This is a genomic window from Streptomyces sp. NPDC046712 (genome assembly GCF_040645695.1).
In the GTDB taxonomy this organism is placed as follows: Bacteria; Actinomycetota; Actinomycetes; order Streptomycetales; family Streptomycetaceae; genus Streptomyces.
The window spans coordinates 208,334-225,105 of record NZ_JBEYYW010000009.1 but is presented as its reverse complement, the minus strand read 5'-3'; the positions used below and the strand labels follow the sequence as shown (position 1 = coordinate 225,105).

Sequence of the window (16,772 nt, the reverse complement as noted above, 5' to 3'; positions counted from 1 at the left end):
ACAGTGTAGCGGGTGGGCGTCGGCGGGCGGGGTTGACCGGGTGGGAGGGTGGACATAGCGTCCCGGCTGGGGTGAGCAAGCGCTTAGAGAGGGTGGATGTGGTGGACGTCAGGGCGGCCTTCGCCGTCGAGGACGGTGTGTATGTCGACGGGCCCCGCACGTTGCGGGAGTTCGTGGAGGCCACCTGGGCGTACGGGGACCGGGTGTTCCTGGTGTCCGAGGGTGGGGAGCTGACGTACCGGGAGTTCTTCGACGCCGCCTGCGGGCTCGCCCGGCGCTTCGTCGACGAGTACGGGCTGCGGCCGGGGGACCGGGCCGTCGTCGCGATGCGGAACCATCCCGAGTGGCAGATCGCCTTCTGGGCCGCCCAGCTCGCCGGGCTTGTCGCCGTGCCCCTCAACGCCTGGTGGACCGAGGAGGAGTTCGCGTACGCCCTCGACGACTGCACGCCCCGGATCCTTCTCGTCGACGGCGAGCGGGTCGGGAGGGTGCGGGAGTGGGCGCGGAAGCACCACGTGCCCGGCATCGTCTTTCAGGGGGCGCCGGAGGAAGGGTTCGTCGCGTACGTCCGCGACACCGACGCGCTCCTCGGGCCCCCGGCCGTCGACGTCCTGCCCGAGCAGGACTCCACGATCATCTACACCTCCGGGACGACCGGCCGGCCCAAGGGCGCCGTCGCCACGCATCTCGCCCAGGCCGGGGCCGCGATGAATCCGCGGTACTTCGCCGCCGCCTCCGCCCTCGGGCGTGGCATGGTTCCCGGGCAGGGGCCCTCGCCCGTCTCGCTCACCACGTTTCCGTTCTTCCACGTGGCGGCGTTCACCTCGTTCTACTCGGTCATGGCCGCCGGCGGGACCCTCGTCCTCATGCGGAAGTGGGACGCGGACAAGGCCCTGGAACTGATCCGGCGCCATCACGTCACGCACTACGCCGGTGTGCCGACGACCGCTCTGCAGCTGCTCGACCGGGCGGAGCAGACCGGCGATCCGCTGGAGAGCCTCGTCATGCTCAACACCGGTGGCGCCGCCGCCCCGCCCGAGATCGTGGCCCGCCTCACCGCCGCGTACGGGGAGCGCATCGAGCCCCGCAACGGCTACGGGCTCACCGAGACCTGCGGGGGCGTGTTCGCGAACTTCGGGGCCGAGTACCGCGCGGATCCGCGGAGCGTCGGCCGGCCCACGCCCGCCACCGAGGTCCGTATCGACCGGCCCGACGCGGACGGCGTCGGGGAGCTGTGGCTGCGCGGGCAGTCTCTCGTCCGCGGGTACTGGGGGGACGAGGAGGCGACGAAGATCGCCTTCACCGCCGACGGGTGGTTCCGTACCGGGGACCTCGCCCGGCTCCACGACGGGCGCGTCAGCATCGTCGACCGGCTCAAGGACATGGTGATCCGCGGCGGCGAGAACGTGTACTGCGTCGAGGTCGAGAACGTCCTGCTGGACCATCCCGACGTCCTCGACGCCGCCGTCCTCGGCGTGCCGCACTCCGGCCTGGGGGAGGAGGTCGCCGCCGTCGTACGGCTCAGGAAGGGGTCGGGGGCCACCGTCGAGGAGCTGCGGGGGTACGTCGGCGCTCGCCTCGCCGCCTTCAAGGTGCCCGCCCATGTCTTCGTACGGGACACCGAGCTGCCCCGGAACGCCACCGGGAAGGTGCTGAAGCGGGAGCTCAGGGAAGAGATCAGGAGCGCGTGACGCGGACGCGGTAGCGGCCTTCGTCGTCCTCGTCGACCACCACTATCCGGATGCCGTTCGTCCGGTCCGTGAACGTCTCGCCCGGGCGGTACGGGGCGTCCGACAGCTCCGCGTGGACGTTCGGGCGGCGCGTGCAGCCGCCGCTGTCCTTGTCGCTGTCCGCCACGGTCACCGGGCCGTGCCCGGTGTCGACGTCCGACTCGACCCGGTAGATCAGGACGCCCGGCTCGCAGACGGCCTCGTCGTTGCCGTCGCGGGTGCGGACCTCGATCGCGTACCCCGACTTCTCGGAGAGCGGTACGAAGGCGAGCTTCGGGCCGCCGGCGGCCGCCAGCGGATTCAGCGTGTACTCGTGCGTCCCGGGCGTGGACGCGCAGCCGACCTGCTCGTTGTCGAGCCAGCCGAGCTTCCATTTGTGCCAGCCGAGGAGGTCGTTGTTGGCCCCCCAGTCCTCGGACATGATGTCCCAGTGCCCGACCGTGCCGCCGCCGTCCACGGTGTAGAGGTCGGGCAGGCCGAAGACATGGCCGTTCTCGTGCGGCAGGACGCGGTAACCGGTCTCGGCGTACGACCCCGAGCCGTCGTCCTGGCGGCTGTAGACGAAGGACGTGTGGGAGAGCGGGACGCCGTCGGCGTAAGGGGCGTCGTCGTTGCCGGAGAAGGTCACGGACAGAACGGTGTCCAGGGCCGAGGGCCCGGCGTTAGGGGTGACCAGGATGTTGACCAGGTCGTACGCGCTGAAGTCCACCTTCGGGTCGGCGGCCTTCACGATGTCCTCGACGAGCCCCCGGTAGCCCGGTTCGTACGGTGAGCCGCGCTCTATCCCGTACGAGGAGAACGGCCGCGGCATGCGCAGCCAGTCGGGTATCGGAGCCTCGGGGCGGTAGTGCAGGCGCCCGTACGAGCTGACGCGGAACCACTCGGAGGTCTTCGGGAAGAACTCGTCGTAGCGGCTGAGCGCCGTGCCCTCTCCGGGCGCGTCCGGGAAGTCGACCATCAGGTTGAGGGCCCTGACCAGGCCCGTGGAGCGGGCGTATCCGGGCGCGGTCGGCAGCCCCTCCGACATCTGCACACCCATCGTCGTCGCGATCCGGCACGGCCCGAGCTGCGCCTCCCCCTGCGTGGTGGCCACAGGGCCGGCCGAGGCCGGGGCCGGGCCGGGGAGGGTCGTGCTGGCCGAGGCCAGCGCGGCGAGCGCCAGGGCTGCGACGGTTGCGAGGGCGACGGGTCTGCGTATCCGCCGGCGGGTGTGCTGCATCCGGTCGCCTCTCTGGTCGGCCTCAGGTCAGCTGGGCAGCGCTGCTGTTCGATCAGCCTGTGTCGAGAGGTGCGAGGGCGCGCGCCGGGTGGCCCGATCGTGGGTATTCCGTCGCGGCGTTTCGGGATGTGGCCCAGGTCACAGTTGAAGGGGGAAATAACCGGGGACTCCCTCCCCGTTTATGCCTGTGTCCGAAGGAAGTGGGGACTCAGTCCCCGGATCATCGATCATCAGAGGGAGGCCGTGGCGTGACCATCGAAACCGGCACCGCGCCCGCCCGTCGCGTACCCCGCCCGCGGGCCGACGCCCTGCGCAACCGCGAGCGGATCGTGACGGCGGCCCGCGAGATGTTCGTCGAGTTCGGCCCCCAGGTGCCGCTCGACGAGATCGCGCGCCGCGCCGGGGTCGGCAACGCCACGCTCTACCGCAACTTTCCCGAGCGCAACGACCTCATCCACGAGGTCGTCCTCTCCGTCACGTCCCGCACCACGGACCTGGCGGACGAGGCGATCGCGGCCGTGGACGCGGCGGAGGCCGACGCCTTCGACGCGCTGCGCCGCTTCGTCCACGGCGCCGCCGACGAACGGATCGGCGCGCTGTGCCCGATGCTCGACGGCACCTTCGACATGGACCAGCCCGAACTCGAAGCCGAACGCAAGCGGTTGGAGGCGGCCGTACAGGGCCTCGTCGACCGCGCGCACCGGGCGGGGCGGCTCCGCCCCGACGCCGGCGTCGGGGACCTGCTGGTGGCGGTCTCCCAGCTGACCCGTCCGCTGCCGGGCACCGCCTGCCTGAACATGGACCGCTTCGTCCACCGTCATCTGCAGCTGTTCCTGGACGGACTCGAAGCGCCCGCGCGCTCCGAGCTCCCCGGCTCGGCCGCCACTCTGGAGGATCTGCGGGGCGATTCCCACGAGTCGTGACCCCGAGCTGACCGTCCCGTATCGCCAAGCGCCATAACGCCAGGCGCCATGACGCCAAGCGCCACAAGGCCAGGGCGCCGTAGCGCCACAGCGCTGTAACGCCGCAGCGCTGTAACGCCGCAGGGTCGTACCCACTCCCGCGGCACCCAGTTGCTTACGTCCCGTTTTTACTTTTACGCACCAAGAGGTGGCTACCCCCATGTCCGAAACAGATCCCCGGCGCTGGAAAGCGCTGGTCTTCATCGCTCTCGCCCAGCTGATGGTCGTGCTCGACGCGACGATCGTGAACATCGCGCTGCCCTCCGCCCAGCAGGACCTGGGGATCTCGGACGGCAACCGGCAGTGGGTCATCACGGCCTACGCGCTGGCCTTCGGCGGTCTGCTGCTCTTCGGTGGCCGCATCGCCGACCTCTGGGGCCGTAAGCGCACCTTCGTCGTCGGCCTGATCGGCTTCGCAGCCGCCTCCGCACTCGGCGGGGCCGCGACCGGCGAGGCGATGATGCTCGGGGCCCGCGCGCTCCAGGGCGCCTTCGGCGCGCTGCTCGCGCCCGCCGCGCTCTCCCTGCTCGCGGTGATGTTCACCGACACCAAGGAGCGCGCCAAGGCGTTCGGCATCTACGGTGCGATCGCCGGTGGCGGTGGCGCCGTGGGTCTGATCCTCGGCGGCTTCCTCACCGAGTACCTCGACTGGCGCTGGACCTTCTTCGTCAACATCCCCTTCGCGATCGTCGCGGCGGCGGGCGCGTACTTCGTCATCCGTGAGCCGGCCGGCGGGCGCAACCGTTCGCCGCTCGACATCCCGGGCGTGATCCTGTCCACCCTCGGTCTGGTCGCACTGGTCTACGGCTTCACCCGCGCCGAGTCCGCGGGCTGGTCGGACGCGACCACGATCGGCATGTTCGTCGCATCCGCCGTGCTCCTCGCCGCCTTCGTCCTCACCGAGGCGAAGGTGAAGTCCCCGCTGCTGCCGCTGCGCGTCCTGACCGAGCGCAACCGCGGCGGTGTGTACCTCTCGCTGGGTCTGGCCGTCATCGCGATGTTCGGTCTGTTCCTCTTCCTGACGTACTACCTCCAGGTCGTGAAGGGGTACTCGCCGGTCAAGACGGGCTTCGCGTTCCTCCCGATGATCGCGGGCATGATCATCGGCTCGACCCAGATCGGTACGCGGCTGATGACGCGGGTTCCCCCGCGCTGGCTGATGGGTCCGGGCTTCCTGACCGCGGCCGTCGGCATGCTGCTGCTCACCCAGCTGGAGATCGGCACCTCGTACGCCGGTCTGATCCTCCCCGCCCAGCTGCTGCTCGGCCTCGGCATGGGTACGGCCTTCATGCCGGCCATGTCCCTCGCCACGCACGGCGTCGACCCGCGGGACGCCGGTGTGGCCTCCGCGATGGTCAACACCTCGCAGCAGGTCGGCGGCGCCATCGGTACGGCGCTGCTGAACACGATCGCCGCCTCGGCCACGACCGCGTTCATCACCGACCACGCGGCCGGCGCCACCACCCCCGCCGCCCAGAAGCTGCTCCAGCTCCAGGGCATGGTCGAGGGCTACGCGGCGGCCATCTGGTGGGCGGTCGGCATCCTGGCCGTCTCGGCCGCGATCGCCGTCACCTTCATCAACACCGGGAAGCCGGGGTCCGGCGCGGTCGCCGGTTCCGGGGCCGGGGCCGGCGAGGGTGTCGAGGACGAGGTGAAGATCCCCGTCGTCGTGCACTGATCCTCGGTGGGGGAGTGATCTGCCCTGGTTGCGTTCGAGCTGCGGCTCGGCGGAGCCGGGGCAGGTCCGTCGCCTTCGGGCTTCGGCTCAGCCGAGCCAGGGCAGGTCCGTCGCCTTCGGGCTTCGGCTCAGCGGAGCCAGGGCAGGTCCGCGTCCGGGTCCGTCGGCTGCAGGCCCTCCGCCATCACCTTCATGATCTCGCCGAGCTGCTCCACCTGGCCCGGGGTGAGCCGGTCGAACATCGCCTGCCGTACGGCGGCGACATGGCCCGGGGCCGCCCGCTTCAGCATCTCGAAACCCTCGTCCGTGAGGTACGCGAACTGCCCCCGCTTGTCGGAGGGGCAGTCCTCGCGGAGCACCCAGCCGTTCTTCTCGAGGCGTGCGACGGCGTGGGAGAGCCGGGAGCGGGTGATCTTGACGGCCTTGGCGAGTTCCGTCATCCGCAGTCGCCGCCGGGGCGCCTGGGACAGCTGGACGAGTAGACCGTAGTAGATGTGCGGCATCCCGGCGTCGCGCTGCAACTGGCGGTCGAGATGGTCCTCGAGGAGGGTGGTGGCGTGCAGGTATGCGCGCCAGACGTGCTGCTCCTCGTCACTGAGCCAGCGGGGCGCGTCGTTGGGTGCCATGGTCATGTATCTATCCTACGACTCATTCTTGAAAGTTGAACTAGATCGGGTCTAAGCTCGTCATGTCAGGTGAGCTTGAACTTTCAAAGACTGAGACTGGAGGCGGTCGTCATGGACGCCGATGCCGCGCTGGAACGGATGCCCGCGCTCTATCTCTCGCACGGCGCCCCGCCGCTCGCCGACGACCCGGTCTGGCCCGGCGAACTCGCCGCCTGGTCGGCGGGACTGCCCCGCCCGAAGGCGATCCTCATGGTCTCCGCCCACTGGGAAGAGGCCCCGCTCGCGCTCGGCGCGACCGAGACCCTCCCCCTCGTCTACGACTTCTGGGGCTTCCCCGAGCACTACTACCGGGTCCAGTACGCGGCTCCCGGCGCGCCCGGGCTCGCCGCGTCCGTCCGCAAGCTCCTGCACGGCCCCGGTACGCCCGTGCAGGACATCCCCGACCGGGGGCTCGACCACGGTGCCTATGTTCCGCTCGTGGAGATGTTCCCGGGCGCCGACATCCCCGTACTCCAGATCTCCATGCCCACCCTCGACCCGCGGAAGCTGATGGACATCGGGCGGAGGCTCGCGCCGTTGCGCGACGAGGGCGTCCTGATCGTCGGCAGCGGGTTCTTCACCCACAACCTGGCCGCGCTGCGGCACTCCGGGCCGGGGGTGCCGGGCTGGTCGGCGGAGTTCGACGACTGGGGGCGCCACGCCCTGGAGGCCGAGGACGTCGACGCGCTCCTCGACTTCGAGCACAAGTCCCCGGCGGGCCGGCTCGCCCACCCGCGCACGGAGCACTTCGCGCCGCTGTTCGTCACGCTGGGCGCGGCGGACGCGGCGGGTGACCTGGGTGGCGGACGCAGCGTGATCGACGGGTTCTGGATGGGGCTGGCGAAGCGTTCGGTCCAGTTCGGCTAGGTGGGAGGTCGGGGGTGCCGGCGCCGGCCGACCGTCAGCGCCGACCTGGGGCGTAGCCGTCCGTGGCCGGCGGGCTTAGTTCTCGGCGGCGAGGCGTTTCTCGTACCAGGCCACGTCCCAGTAGCGGCCGAACTTCCGGCCGACCTCTCCGTACGTGCCGATGTGGCGGAAGCCGAAACGGGCGTGGAGGCGGGTCGAGGGCTCGTTGGGGAGGGCGATGCCGGCGTAGGCGCGGTGGACGTCCTCGTCGGCGAGGGCCTCGAAGAGCCGCTCGTAGAGGAGCGAGCCGATGCCCCGGCCGGCGGCGTCGGGGGAGAGGTAGACGCTGACCTCCACGGACGTGGAGTACGCGGGCTTGGGGCGGAACGCGCTGCTGGTCGCATACCCGAGAATTCGGCTTTTCGTATCTTTTCGGACATCGCGAGCAACCATGAGGCGATGGGGGCCGTCTTCAGGGTGGGAGCGGAGCCAAGGGAGCCGCTGCTCCGGTGTGAAGGGCTCGGTGTCGAAGGTGATCGCGGTCTCGCGGACGTAGTGGTTGTACAGCTCCGTGAGCGCCTCCAGGTCACCCTCCGTGCCCGCCCTGACCTGCGCCTCTGTGCGTTCAGACAGCATGCATCCCCCTCGGTGGCGGCACAGGGTACTGCATGATCGCGAAAATCGATGTGCCGCGTGGGAATTCTGTCCTGATTCCAGTCGTTGTTTCCGTCGGATGCAGGGCACCCGAGAGGGTGTCGCGACCTACTCAGCAAGGGAGCACGCATGGCAACCCGTGCCGTCGCCCGTCGTTCGTCCGCCACCAGCGGTAGCAGCACACGGGCCAGCAGCGTTCGCGCCGTGGGCGGGGAGATCGCCGACCGCGACCTGGTCGGCATGTACCTCGACGAGATCGCCCGCACGCCCCTGCTCGACGCTGCCAAGGAGGTCGAGCTCTCCCAGACGATCGAGGCGGGTGTGTACGCCCGGCAGATCCTCGACGGTGAGGTGGAGACCGATGCGGGCGGCGCGTCCCGCGAGGAGCTCGAAGCGCTGTACGCGGCGGGCGAGCGTGCCAAGGACCTCTTCATCAAGTCGAACCTGCGGCTGGTCGTCGCGGTCGCGCGACGCTATCCGCGCAGCGGGCTGCCGCTGCTCGACCTGATCCAGGAAGGGAACGCGGGCCTGGTGCGCGCGGTCGAGAAGTTCGACTACGCGAAGGGCTTCAAGTTCTCGACGTACGCCACGTGGTGGATCCGACAGGCCATCACGCGGTCCATAGCCGACCAGTCGCGCACGATCCGGCTCCCCGTCCACCTGGTGGAGGAGCTGGGCCGGATCCGGCGTGTGCAGCGCGAGTTCAACCGGGAGAACGGCCGGGAGCCGGAGCCGGCGGAGGTCGCGGCGGAGCTGGGCTCGACGCCGGAGCGCGTCGTGGACGTCATGGACTGGGCGCGGGACCCGGTCTCGCTGAACATGTCGGTGGACGACGAGGGCGAGACGCAGTTCGGTGACCTGCTGGAGGACACCTCGGCGGTGTCCCCGGAGCAGTCGGTGCTCACGCTGCTGCGCAGCGAGGAGCTCGACGACCTGATCGACAAGCTCGACCACCGCACGGCGTCGATCATCCGGATGCGGTACGGAATCGAGGACGGCCGGGAGCGGACGCTGACGGAGGTCGGCAAGGAGCACGGCCTGACGCGGGAGAGGATCCGCCAGATCGAGAAGCACGCGCTGCTGGAACTGAAGAAGATGGCGCGGGACACGGGCTTCGACGCGGTGGCCTAGAGCGGCCGGCGGACCGTGACCGCGGCCCTGCGGGCCGCGCCACGGCACCGCTACGCGGTGCGGGGGTACGGGGCCGAGGGCCCCCCACCCCCGCATCCCCACCCCCCACCCCCACCACGTGCCTCAGGCGGTCGAAGCCGTCAGGCGGGTTGCCAGGGCTGTTACGTAGGTGATCAGTGGGGGTGGGGCGTGGATGGTGAAGGGGATGTCTACCAGGGCCAGGCGGAGGGCCAGCCATTCGACCGAGTCCGCCGTGGGGGTGCGCAGGCGGCAGGTGGTCGGGCCCGTCGACGTCAAGGTTAGGTGGGCGGGCAGGCGGGCCGCCACGAACTCCGCCGGGGCGTGGAACGTGACGTCCAGGTCGAGTTCGGTCTGCTGCGTGCGGTTCATCGAGCGCGCCATGTACTCGGCCGCGCCGCCCTCCGGCAGCTCCCGCGGAGTGAACCGCGCCCCCGTCGCGAACGGGTCGGACACCCGGTCCACCCGGAACGTACGCCAGTCCTCGCGCTCCAGGTCGTACGCCACCAGGTACCACCGCCGCCCCGTCGACACCAGCCGGTACGGCTCCACCTGGCGCCGTGACTCCGTGCCGTCCCCCGCCCGGTAGCCGAAGCGCAGCCGCTCCTGCCCCGTCACCGCTCCCGCGAGCGCCGTCAGGGTCGACGGCGCGACCGTCGCCCCGTCCCCGCGCGTCAGCGGGATCGTCGCGTTCTGCAGCGTGGAGACACGGTGGCGCAGCCGCGACGGCAGCACCTGCTCCAGCTTCGCCAGGGCCCGTACCGACGCCTCCTCCACCCCCTCGATCGCATGCCCCGCCCCCGCCCGCAGACCCACCGCGATCGCGACCGCCTCCTCGTCGTCGAGGAGCAGCGGCGGCATCGCCGTACCGGCGACCAGGCGGTATCCGCCCACCGCGCCCTTCGTCGCCTCGACCGGGTAGCCGAGCTCCCGCAGCCGGTCGATGTCCCGCCGGATCGTGCGGGCGGAGACCGAGAGCCGGTCGGCGAGCTCGCTGCCCGGCCACTCGCGCGGGGTCTGGAGCAGCGACAGCAGATTCAGGAGTCGTGCCGGGGTGTCCGTCATAGGTCCCAGGATGCCGTTCATCTAGGACATCATCTGACCTAGATGGCCTCTATCTTCCTCATATGAGTTCACACGACGCCGTTCCCGCAGCGGCCACGGAAGCGCAGGCCGCCACGGAAGCGGTTGCCGACCGCCGGCGCTGGATAGCCCTCGCCATCGTCATGACCGCAGCCTTCATGGACCTGGTCGACGCCACGATCGTCAACATCGCGATCCCGAGCATCGAGCGCGACCTCGGCGCCTCGTTCGGTGCCATCCAGTGGATCACCGCCGGTTACGCCCTCGCGTTCGCCGCCGGCCTGATCACGGGCGGACGGCTCGGCGACATCTACGGCCGCAAGCGGCTGTTCCTCCTCGGCACTGCCGGCTTCACCCTCGCCTCCGCGCTCTGCGGCTTCGCCGCGAGCCCGGAGATGCTGGTCGCCTCCCGCCTGCTCCAGGGCGCCGCGGCGGCGATGATGGTGCCGCAGGTCCTGTCGATCATCCACGTCACGTTCCCCGCGCATGAGCGCGGCAAGGTGTTCGGCATGTTCGGCGCGATCATCGGTCTGGGCGCGGTCTCCGGCCCGCTGCTCGGCGCGCTGCTCACGCAGTGGAACATCGCGGGCCTGGAGTGGCGGCCGATCTTCCTGATCAACCTGCCGGTCGGCATCGCCGGCCTGCTGCTGGGCCGGAAGTTCATCACCGAGTCGAAGGCGCCCAAGGCGCTCCGGCTCGACATCGTCGGCGTCCTGCTGGTCACGCTGGCGCTGCTGATGCTGATCTACCCGCTGACGCGCGGCCGTGAGCTGGACTGGCCGCTGTGGGGTCATCTGTGCATGGCCGGCAGCCTCGTCGTCTTCGCCGCCCTCGTCGCGTACGAGAAGTACAAGACGAAGAAGGACGGCTCCCCGCTGCTCGAGCTGTCGCTGTTCAAGGTGAAGAGCTTCGCGGCGGGCATCGCGGTCCAGCTGACCTTCGGTGTCGTGATGGGCATCTTCTTCCTGGTCTGGACGCTGTACATGCAGGTCGGGCTCGGCTGGAGCCCGCTCAAGGCGGGTCTGACCGGTGTGCCGTTCTCGATCGCCGTCTCGACGGCGGCCGGCCTGTCGGTGCAGAAGCTGGTGCCGCGCTTCGGCCGCAAGGTGCTCCAGGCGGGCGCGCTGACGATGGCGGCGGGCGTGCTGCTCTACATGGTGGTGGCGGGCCGGTACGGGACCGCCATCGACTCCTGGCAGATGATCCCGCCGCTGGTGGTCATGGGCCTGGGCATGGGGCTGATCGTGGCCCCGCTGACGGACGCGGTCCTCTCGGACGTGCCGCGCGAGCACGCGGGTTCCGCGTCGGGTCTGATCAACACGACCGGGCAGATGGGCAACGCGCTCGGGCTCGGGCTCGTTTCGGTCGTCTTCTTCGGGGCGATCGACGAGGAGCGGCTCGCGAAGGCTCCGGCCGAGGTGGGCGCGGCGTTCACGGACGCGTTCCAGAACGCGCTCGGGTGGGCGGTGGTGGTGCTCGCCGGGATCTTCCTGGTGATGTTCGCGCTGCCGGCGAAGCCGAAGCAGCACGTGGAAGGTGCGGAGGACGCGGGCGGGGACGACTCCGCGATCGTCGAGAAGGAGCCGGTGCTCACGCACTGAGGACGGATGACGTGACGAAGGCCCGGACCGGGATGCCCCCGGTCCGGGCCTTCTGGCGTAAGAGGAACCGTGTCCGATGCCCGTTCGTGTCCGTATCGCTGCCCAGATCCGTTTACTTTCCGGAAAACCGGGCGTAGCCTACCAGTGAAACCACAGGTTCGGGCATTGAAACGGACGTAAAGCCACATGTACGCACCCGAGCGCCAGCAAGAGATTCTGCGGCTCGCCCGCGAGAGCGGACGTGTCGACGTCCTCTCCCTCGCCGAGGAGTTCCAGGTCACCGCCGAGACCGTACGGCGCGACCTCAAGGCCCTCGACCGGGCCGGACTCGTACGCCGGGTGCACGGTGGCGCGATACCGGCCGGGCGGCTCGACTTCGAGCCCGACCTGGCCGAGCGCGAGGCCCACGCGGCCGACGAGAAGGACCGGATCGTCCGGGCCGCTCTCGCCGAACTCCCCGACGAGGGAAGCGTCGTCCTCGACGCCGGCACCACCGTCGCCCGGCTCGCCGCCGAGTTCCCGCTCGAATGCGGCCTGACCGTCGTCACCCACGCGCTGCCCGTCGCGGCCCGCCTCGCCGACCACCCGGGCATCGACCTTCACCTCGTGGGCGGCCGCGTCCGGCACCGTACCCGCGCCGCCGTCGACGCGTGGGCGCTGCGGGCCTACGGAGAGATCCGCGCCGATGTCGCCTTCCTCGGCGCCAACGGCTTCTCGCCCGACAACGGGCTCACCACCCCCGACCTCGCCGAGGCCGCCGTCAAGCGGGCCGTGATCGCCTCCGCCCGCCGCGTCGTACTCCTCGCCGACTCGGCCAAGCACGGCCAGGAGCACTTCGCCCGCTTCGGCGACCTCACCGACGTCGATCTGCTCATCACCGACAGCGGGCTCAGCCCCGAGGACGCCGCGGCGATCGAGGCCGCGGGAACGGAAGTCGTACGCACATGATCCTCACCGTCACCCCCAACCCGTCGCTGGACCGGACGTACGAGGTCCCGGCCCTGGAGCGCGGCGAGGTGCTGCGCGCGTCCGTGGAGCGCATGGACCCGGGCGGCAAGGGTGTCAACGTCTCCCGGGCCGTGGCCGCGGCCGGACACCGTACGGTCGCCGTCGTCCCGCTCGGCGGCGCGCCCGGCGCGCTCGTCGCCCAACTCCTCGCCGGACAGGGCATCGAGGTGGCACCGGTGCCGGTGGCCGGCCACACCCGCTCCAACATCGCGCTCGCGGAGCCGGACGGAACGCTGACGAAGGTCAACGCGCCCGGCCCGGAGCTGACTTCGGAGGAGTCGGAGACGATCCTCACCACGGTGGGCGCGTACTCGCCGGCGGCCGACTGGATCGCCTGCTGCGGCAGCCTGCCGCGCGGTCTCGCGCCCGAGTGGTACGCCGAGCTGGTCACCCGCGCCCACGGCGCGGGCGCCCGGATCGCCCTCGACACCTCGGGTCCTTCGCTCCTCGCGGCCCTCGCGGCCCGGCCGGATGTGGTCAAGCCGAACGCCGACGAACTGGCGGAGGCGGTGGGGAGGCCGCTGGCCACCGTGGGGGACGCGGTGAAGGCGGCGGAGGAGCTGCGGGAGCTCGGGGCGGGCGCGGTCCTCGCGAGCCTGGGGGCGGACGGCCAGTTGCTGGTGTCGGACGGCGGTATCTGGTTCGGCACCGCGGACGTCGAGGTCGTCCGGTCCAACGTGGGCGCGGGCGACGCGTCCCTGGCCGGATTCCTCGCGGCGGGGGGAGAGGGCCCCGAGGCCCTCGCGGCGGCGGTCGCGCACGGCGCGGCGGCCGTCCAGTTGCCGGGGAGCGAGATGCCCACCCCGGGCGATCTGAACCCGCCGGCGGTCACGGTGACCGACGGCGTGCCCCTCGACCGAGTACTCAGCGAGCAAGGGAGCCCGCGATGAGCAAGATGATCACCGCGGACCTGGTCGATCTCGACCTGTCCGCCGGCACCAAGGAAGCGGCGGCCCGCTCGCTCGCCGAGCGCATGGTCGCGCTCGGCCGGGTGACCGACCTCGACGGCTTCCTCGCGGACGTGGCCGCCCGCGAGGCCCAGATGCCGACGGGCCTCGAGGGCGGCATCGGCATCCCGCACTGCCGCAGCGCGCACGTGGTGGAGCCGACCCTCGCCTTCGGCCGCTCGCCGTCGGGCATCGACTTCGGCGCCCCGGACGGCCCGGCGGACCTGATCTTCCTGATCGCGGCCCCGGCGGGCGCGGACGACGCCCACCTCACGATCCTCTCCTCCCTGGCCCGCCAGTTGATGAACGAGGAGTTCACGACGGCGCTGAGGTCGGCGACGTCCGCGAGGGAGGCGTCGGCGCTGATCGCGGGCGAGGAGGCGGAGCCGGAGGCTCCTGCCGAAGAGACCTCGGAGCCGGCGGCCCCGGCCCCCGGCGGCGAAGCCGCCGGTGCGGCGGACGGGCCGGAAACCCCGTTCCGGATCGTCGCCGTCACGTCCTGTCCCACCGGAATCGCCCACACCTACATGGCCGCCGAGGCCCTCGAGAAGGCGGGTGAGGCCGCAGGGGTCGAGGTCGCCGTCGAGACGCAGGGCTCCGCCGGGTTCACCCGGCTCGATCCGGCGGTCGTCGAGGCGGCCGACGGCGTGATCTTCGCGCACGACGTGCCCGTACGGGACAAGGAGCGCTTCGCCGGGAAGCCGACCGTCGACGTCGGCGTCAAGGCCGGGATCAACCGGCCGACCGAGCTGATCTCCGAGGTCCGCGGCAAGGCGGCGCGCGGCGAGGTCTCCGCCGGGAGGCCCACCCCTGTCGAGCGCGCCGGCGAGCCCACCGAGGGCTACGGCACCAAGCTCCGCAAGTGGCTCATGTCCGGCGTGAGTTACATGGTTCCCTTCGTCGCGGCCGGCGGCCTGCTCATCGCCCTGGGCTTCGCCATCGGCGGCTACGACATCGACAAGGCCCCCTCCGTCGCCGAGTACTTCGCCTGGGGTCAGGCCGACTCCTGGGCCGCGCTGATGTTCCAGATCGGCGGGCTCGCGTTCAGCTTCCTCGTCCCGGTCCTCGCCGGATACATCGCGTACGGCATGGCGGACCGGCCCGGACTCGTCCCCGGCTTCGTCGGCGGCTCGATCGCCCTCACCATCAACGCGGGCTTCCTCGGCGGACTCGCCGCCGGTCTGATCGCCGGTGGCACGGTGCTCGCCATCCAGAAGGTGAAGGTGCCCGCGGCCCTGCGGGGCATCATGCCGGTGGTCGTGATCCCGCTCCTCGCGTCGATCGTCGTCGGCTTCCTGATGTTCCTGGTGATCGGCAAGCCGATCGCCGAACTCCAGAAGGCCCTGACCGACTGGCTGTCCGGCCTGTCCGGCGCCAACGCGATCATCCTCGGCGTCATCCTCGGCCTGATGATGTGCTTCGACCTCGGCGGCCCGGTCAACAAGGTCGCGTACGCCTTCGCCGTCGGCGGTCTCGCCACCCCCAACGAGGGCTCCCTCAAGGTCATGGCCGCCGTGATGGCCGCCGGTATGGTGCCGCCGCTGGCGATGGCACTGGCCACGACCGTGCGCGGCAGGCTGTTCACCAAGGCCGAGCGGGAGAACGGCAAGGCGGCCTGGGTCCTCGGGGCCTCGTTCATCAGCGAGGGCGCCATCCCGTTCGCCGCGGCCGACCCGCTGCGGGTCATCCCCTCGGCGATGGTGGGCGGCGCGGTCACGGGCGCCCTGTCGATGGCCTTCGAGTGCACCCTGCGGGCCCCGCACGGCGGCATCTTCGTGATTCCGCTGATCGGCAACCCGCTGCTCTACCTGGTCGCGATCCTGGCGGGCACGCTCGTCAGCGCCGGCCTGGTGATCCTCCTCAAGGGCGCGCGGAAGTCGGCCCCGGTGGGAAACGGGGGCACGGAGGAGAAGCCTCAGGCTGAGACGAGGGTGGCCGTAGCAGCCTGACCGGTCCCGCAAGGGACACCGAGGGGCGGTGCGCATCACGAGCGCACCGCCCCTCGGGCGTGTTCCGAGCCGAAGTGCTGCCGGCTCAGGTCACTTCGTCGCCTTCACGGCGTGGTTCAGCTTCCCGGAGCCGGCCTGCTTCCCCAGGAACCTGTTGGCGTTGTTGGTCGCCGCAGCGCCGTTTCCGCTCGGCGGGGTGGTCAGCGGGAGCCAGCGACCCAGGGGGTAGTCGGGGTCGGCGGGGTCGTTGGTGACGGTGGCACAGTTGAGCGCACTGGGATCCTGCCCCTGACCCGGCTCCACCGCGCACCGGAACTCATACACCTGCCCACCGGTGGTGAGCACCTCGACCGAGATGTCGTTGGCCTGGTGTGCGACGGAGACGGAGCACGTCCCGGCCGGGGGGTTCGGGAGAGGGGTCCAGACGAACGGCGAAGGGGTCGGCTGCAGGTCTCGGATGCCGGCGGACACCGCACCGTTGTTGGTGACGGCCTTGTACTCGCGGCTGTTCTGGTCCCGCACGGCGTCGATGTCGTTGCACGTGGCCGGTCCCGCGGGGCCCGCCGGGCCCGCCGGGCCCTGCGCTCCGGCCGGTCCTGCGGGTCCCGCCGGTCCTGCCGGGCCTGCGGGGCCGGTCGCGCCGCCGCCCGGTCCTGCGGGGCCCTGGGGTCCTGCCGGTCCTGCCGGTCCTGCCGGTCCCGCCGGGCCTGCCGGGCCTGCCGGTCCTGCGGGGCCGGTCGCGCCGCCGCCCGGTCCTGCGGGGCCCTGCGGTCCGGTGGGTCCGGTCGGTCCGGTCGGTCCTGCCGGGCCCGCGGGACCCGTCGGGCCGGGCTTCCCCTCCTTGCACTCGTCGCCGCCGCCGGCCCGTAGGTGCGGCGGCAGAAGCTCCTTGAGGTCGTGCAGCGGGCCTTGTGCGAGTTCGTGGATCCGGTCCCCACCGTGGTGCGGAGGCGGGCCGTCCGGGTAGCCCGGGCCGTCCTCGTGGTGCGGCGGGCGGTCCTTGCATTCGTCCCCGGCCGTGGGTCCTCCCGCGCTCACGCTCGAGAGCTGCGCCGGGCTCTGGGGCGCGGCGATCACAGGCGACGCGACGCCCGACAGCACGAGGGCGAGCGAGGCGACGGCCCCACCCGTGAGCCAGGAACGTCGACGGGCGAGCGGGCCCAGAGAGGACCTGGTCCTGAGATCAGGACGCATACGTGTGCTCCTTAGATAACCGGATCGAGCGATGGTGTGGAAGCCGGTTCGGGCTTCCCCTGGGGTCATCGGATCGCGATTGCAACG

14 protein-coding genes are annotated in these 16,772 nt (G+C 71.2%); 9 read left to right on the top strand and 5 right to left on the bottom strand.

Features of this window, described 5'->3' with window-relative positions:
* Positions 1 to 92: 92 nt before the first annotated feature.
* Complete coding sequence (locus ABZ939_RS14975; protein ID WP_361853936.1) at positions 93 to 1,691, top strand: class I adenylate-forming enzyme family protein; 1,599 nt, start codon at positions 93 to 95, stop codon at positions 1,689 to 1,691.
* On the opposite strand, the gene ABZ939_RS14970 is transcribed toward ABZ939_RS14975, so the two are convergent.
* A complete protein-coding gene (locus ABZ939_RS14970; RefSeq protein ID WP_361853760.1) occupies positions 1,678 to 2,949 on the bottom strand; it encodes a M6 family metalloprotease domain-containing protein in 1,272 nt (423 codons plus the stop codon). The two genes, ABZ939_RS14975 and ABZ939_RS14970, sit on opposite strands and share 14 nt — an antisense overlap.
* A gap of 248 nt (positions 2,950 to 3,197) precedes the next feature.
* Here ABZ939_RS14970 and ABZ939_RS14965 point away from each other — a divergent pair, with 248 nt between their 5' ends.
* Together ABZ939_RS14965 and ABZ939_RS14960 are read left to right on the top strand one after the other, a co-directional pair.
* Positions 3,198 to 3,872 carry a TetR/AcrR family transcriptional regulator gene (locus ABZ939_RS14965; protein WP_361853757.1) on the top strand — a complete coding sequence of 225 codons (675 nt, stop codon included), beginning with the start codon at positions 3,198 to 3,200 and terminating at the stop codon, positions 3,870 to 3,872.
* A gap of 199 nt (positions 3,873 to 4,071) precedes the next feature.
* Positions 4,072 to 5,589: an MFS transporter gene (locus ABZ939_RS14960; protein ID WP_361853753.1), complete on the top strand. Its 1,518-nt coding sequence runs from the start codon at positions 4,072 to 4,074 to the stop codon at positions 5,587 to 5,589.
* A gap of 128 nt (positions 5,590 to 5,717) precedes the next feature.
* Here the strand turns inward: ABZ939_RS14960 and ABZ939_RS14955 are convergent, their stop codons facing one another.
* Positions 5,718 to 6,221 carry a MarR family transcriptional regulator gene (locus ABZ939_RS14955; RefSeq protein WP_361853750.1) on the bottom strand — a complete coding sequence of 168 codons (504 nt, stop codon included), beginning with the start codon at positions 6,219 to 6,221 and terminating at the stop codon, positions 5,718 to 5,720.
* A gap of 105 nt (positions 6,222 to 6,326) precedes the next feature.
* Between ABZ939_RS14955 and ABZ939_RS14950 the strand changes: the two genes are divergently transcribed.
* A complete protein-coding gene (locus ABZ939_RS14950) occupies positions 6,327 to 7,121 on the top strand; it encodes a class III extradiol ring-cleavage dioxygenase (protein ID WP_361853747.1) in 795 nt (264 codons plus the stop codon).
* Between the two features lie 75 nt (positions 7,122 to 7,196).
* Here the strand turns inward: ABZ939_RS14950 and ABZ939_RS14945 are convergent, their stop codons facing one another.
* Entirely contained in the window at positions 7,197 to 7,736 is a 540-nt protein-coding gene (locus ABZ939_RS14945; protein ID WP_361853744.1) for an N-acetyltransferase family protein, read from the bottom strand.
* A 147-nt stretch (positions 7,737 to 7,883) separates the two neighbouring features.
* Here ABZ939_RS14945 and ABZ939_RS14940 point away from each other — a divergent pair, with 147 nt between their 5' ends.
* Positions 7,884 to 8,885, top strand: coding sequence for a sigma-70 family RNA polymerase sigma factor (locus tag ABZ939_RS14940; RefSeq protein ID WP_361853742.1), 1,002 nt, complete (start codon positions 7,884 to 7,886; stop codon positions 8,883 to 8,885).
* Positions 8,886 to 9,008: 123 nt separating this feature from the next.
* On the opposite strand, the gene ABZ939_RS14935 is transcribed toward ABZ939_RS14940, so the two are convergent.
* Positions 9,009 to 9,968, bottom strand: a complete 960-nt coding sequence (locus ABZ939_RS14935; RefSeq protein WP_361853934.1) for a YafY family protein — start codon at positions 9,966 to 9,968, stop codon at positions 9,009 to 9,011.
* 62 nt (positions 9,969 to 10,030) lie between these two features.
* Between ABZ939_RS14935 and ABZ939_RS14930 the strand changes: the two genes are divergently transcribed.
* From ABZ939_RS14930 to ABZ939_RS14915, 4 genes are all read left to right on the top strand, one after another.
* Entirely contained in the window at positions 10,031 to 11,587 is a 1,557-nt protein-coding gene (locus tag ABZ939_RS14930; RefSeq protein ID WP_361853739.1) for an MFS transporter, read from the top strand.
* 186 nt (positions 11,588 to 11,773) lie between these two features.
* Positions 11,774 to 12,535, top strand: coding sequence for a DeoR/GlpR family DNA-binding transcription regulator (locus ABZ939_RS14925; RefSeq protein WP_361853736.1), 762 nt, complete (start codon positions 11,774 to 11,776; stop codon positions 12,533 to 12,535).
* Positions 12,532 to 13,485, top strand: a complete 954-nt coding sequence (gene pfkB / locus ABZ939_RS14920) for a 1-phosphofructokinase (RefSeq protein ID WP_361853734.1) — start codon at positions 12,532 to 12,534, stop codon at positions 13,483 to 13,485. The genes ABZ939_RS14925 and pfkB overlap by 4 nt, the downstream gene beginning before the upstream one ends.
* Positions 13,482 to 15,491 (top strand): fructose-specific PTS transporter subunit EIIC, encoded by a 2,010-nt coding sequence (locus ABZ939_RS14915; RefSeq protein ID WP_361853731.1) that lies wholly within the window; start codon positions 13,482 to 13,484, stop codon positions 15,489 to 15,491. Before pfkB ends, ABZ939_RS14915 begins: the two co-directional genes overlap by 4 nt.
* Before the next feature lie 90 nt (positions 15,492 to 15,581).
* Here ABZ939_RS14915 and ABZ939_RS14910 read toward each other — a convergent pair whose 3' ends face one another.
* Positions 15,582 to 16,685: a hypothetical protein gene (locus tag ABZ939_RS14910; RefSeq protein WP_361853728.1), complete on the bottom strand. Its 1,104-nt coding sequence runs from the start codon at positions 16,683 to 16,685 to the stop codon at positions 15,582 to 15,584.
* Between the last annotated feature and the right edge of the window lie 87 nt (positions 16,686 to 16,772).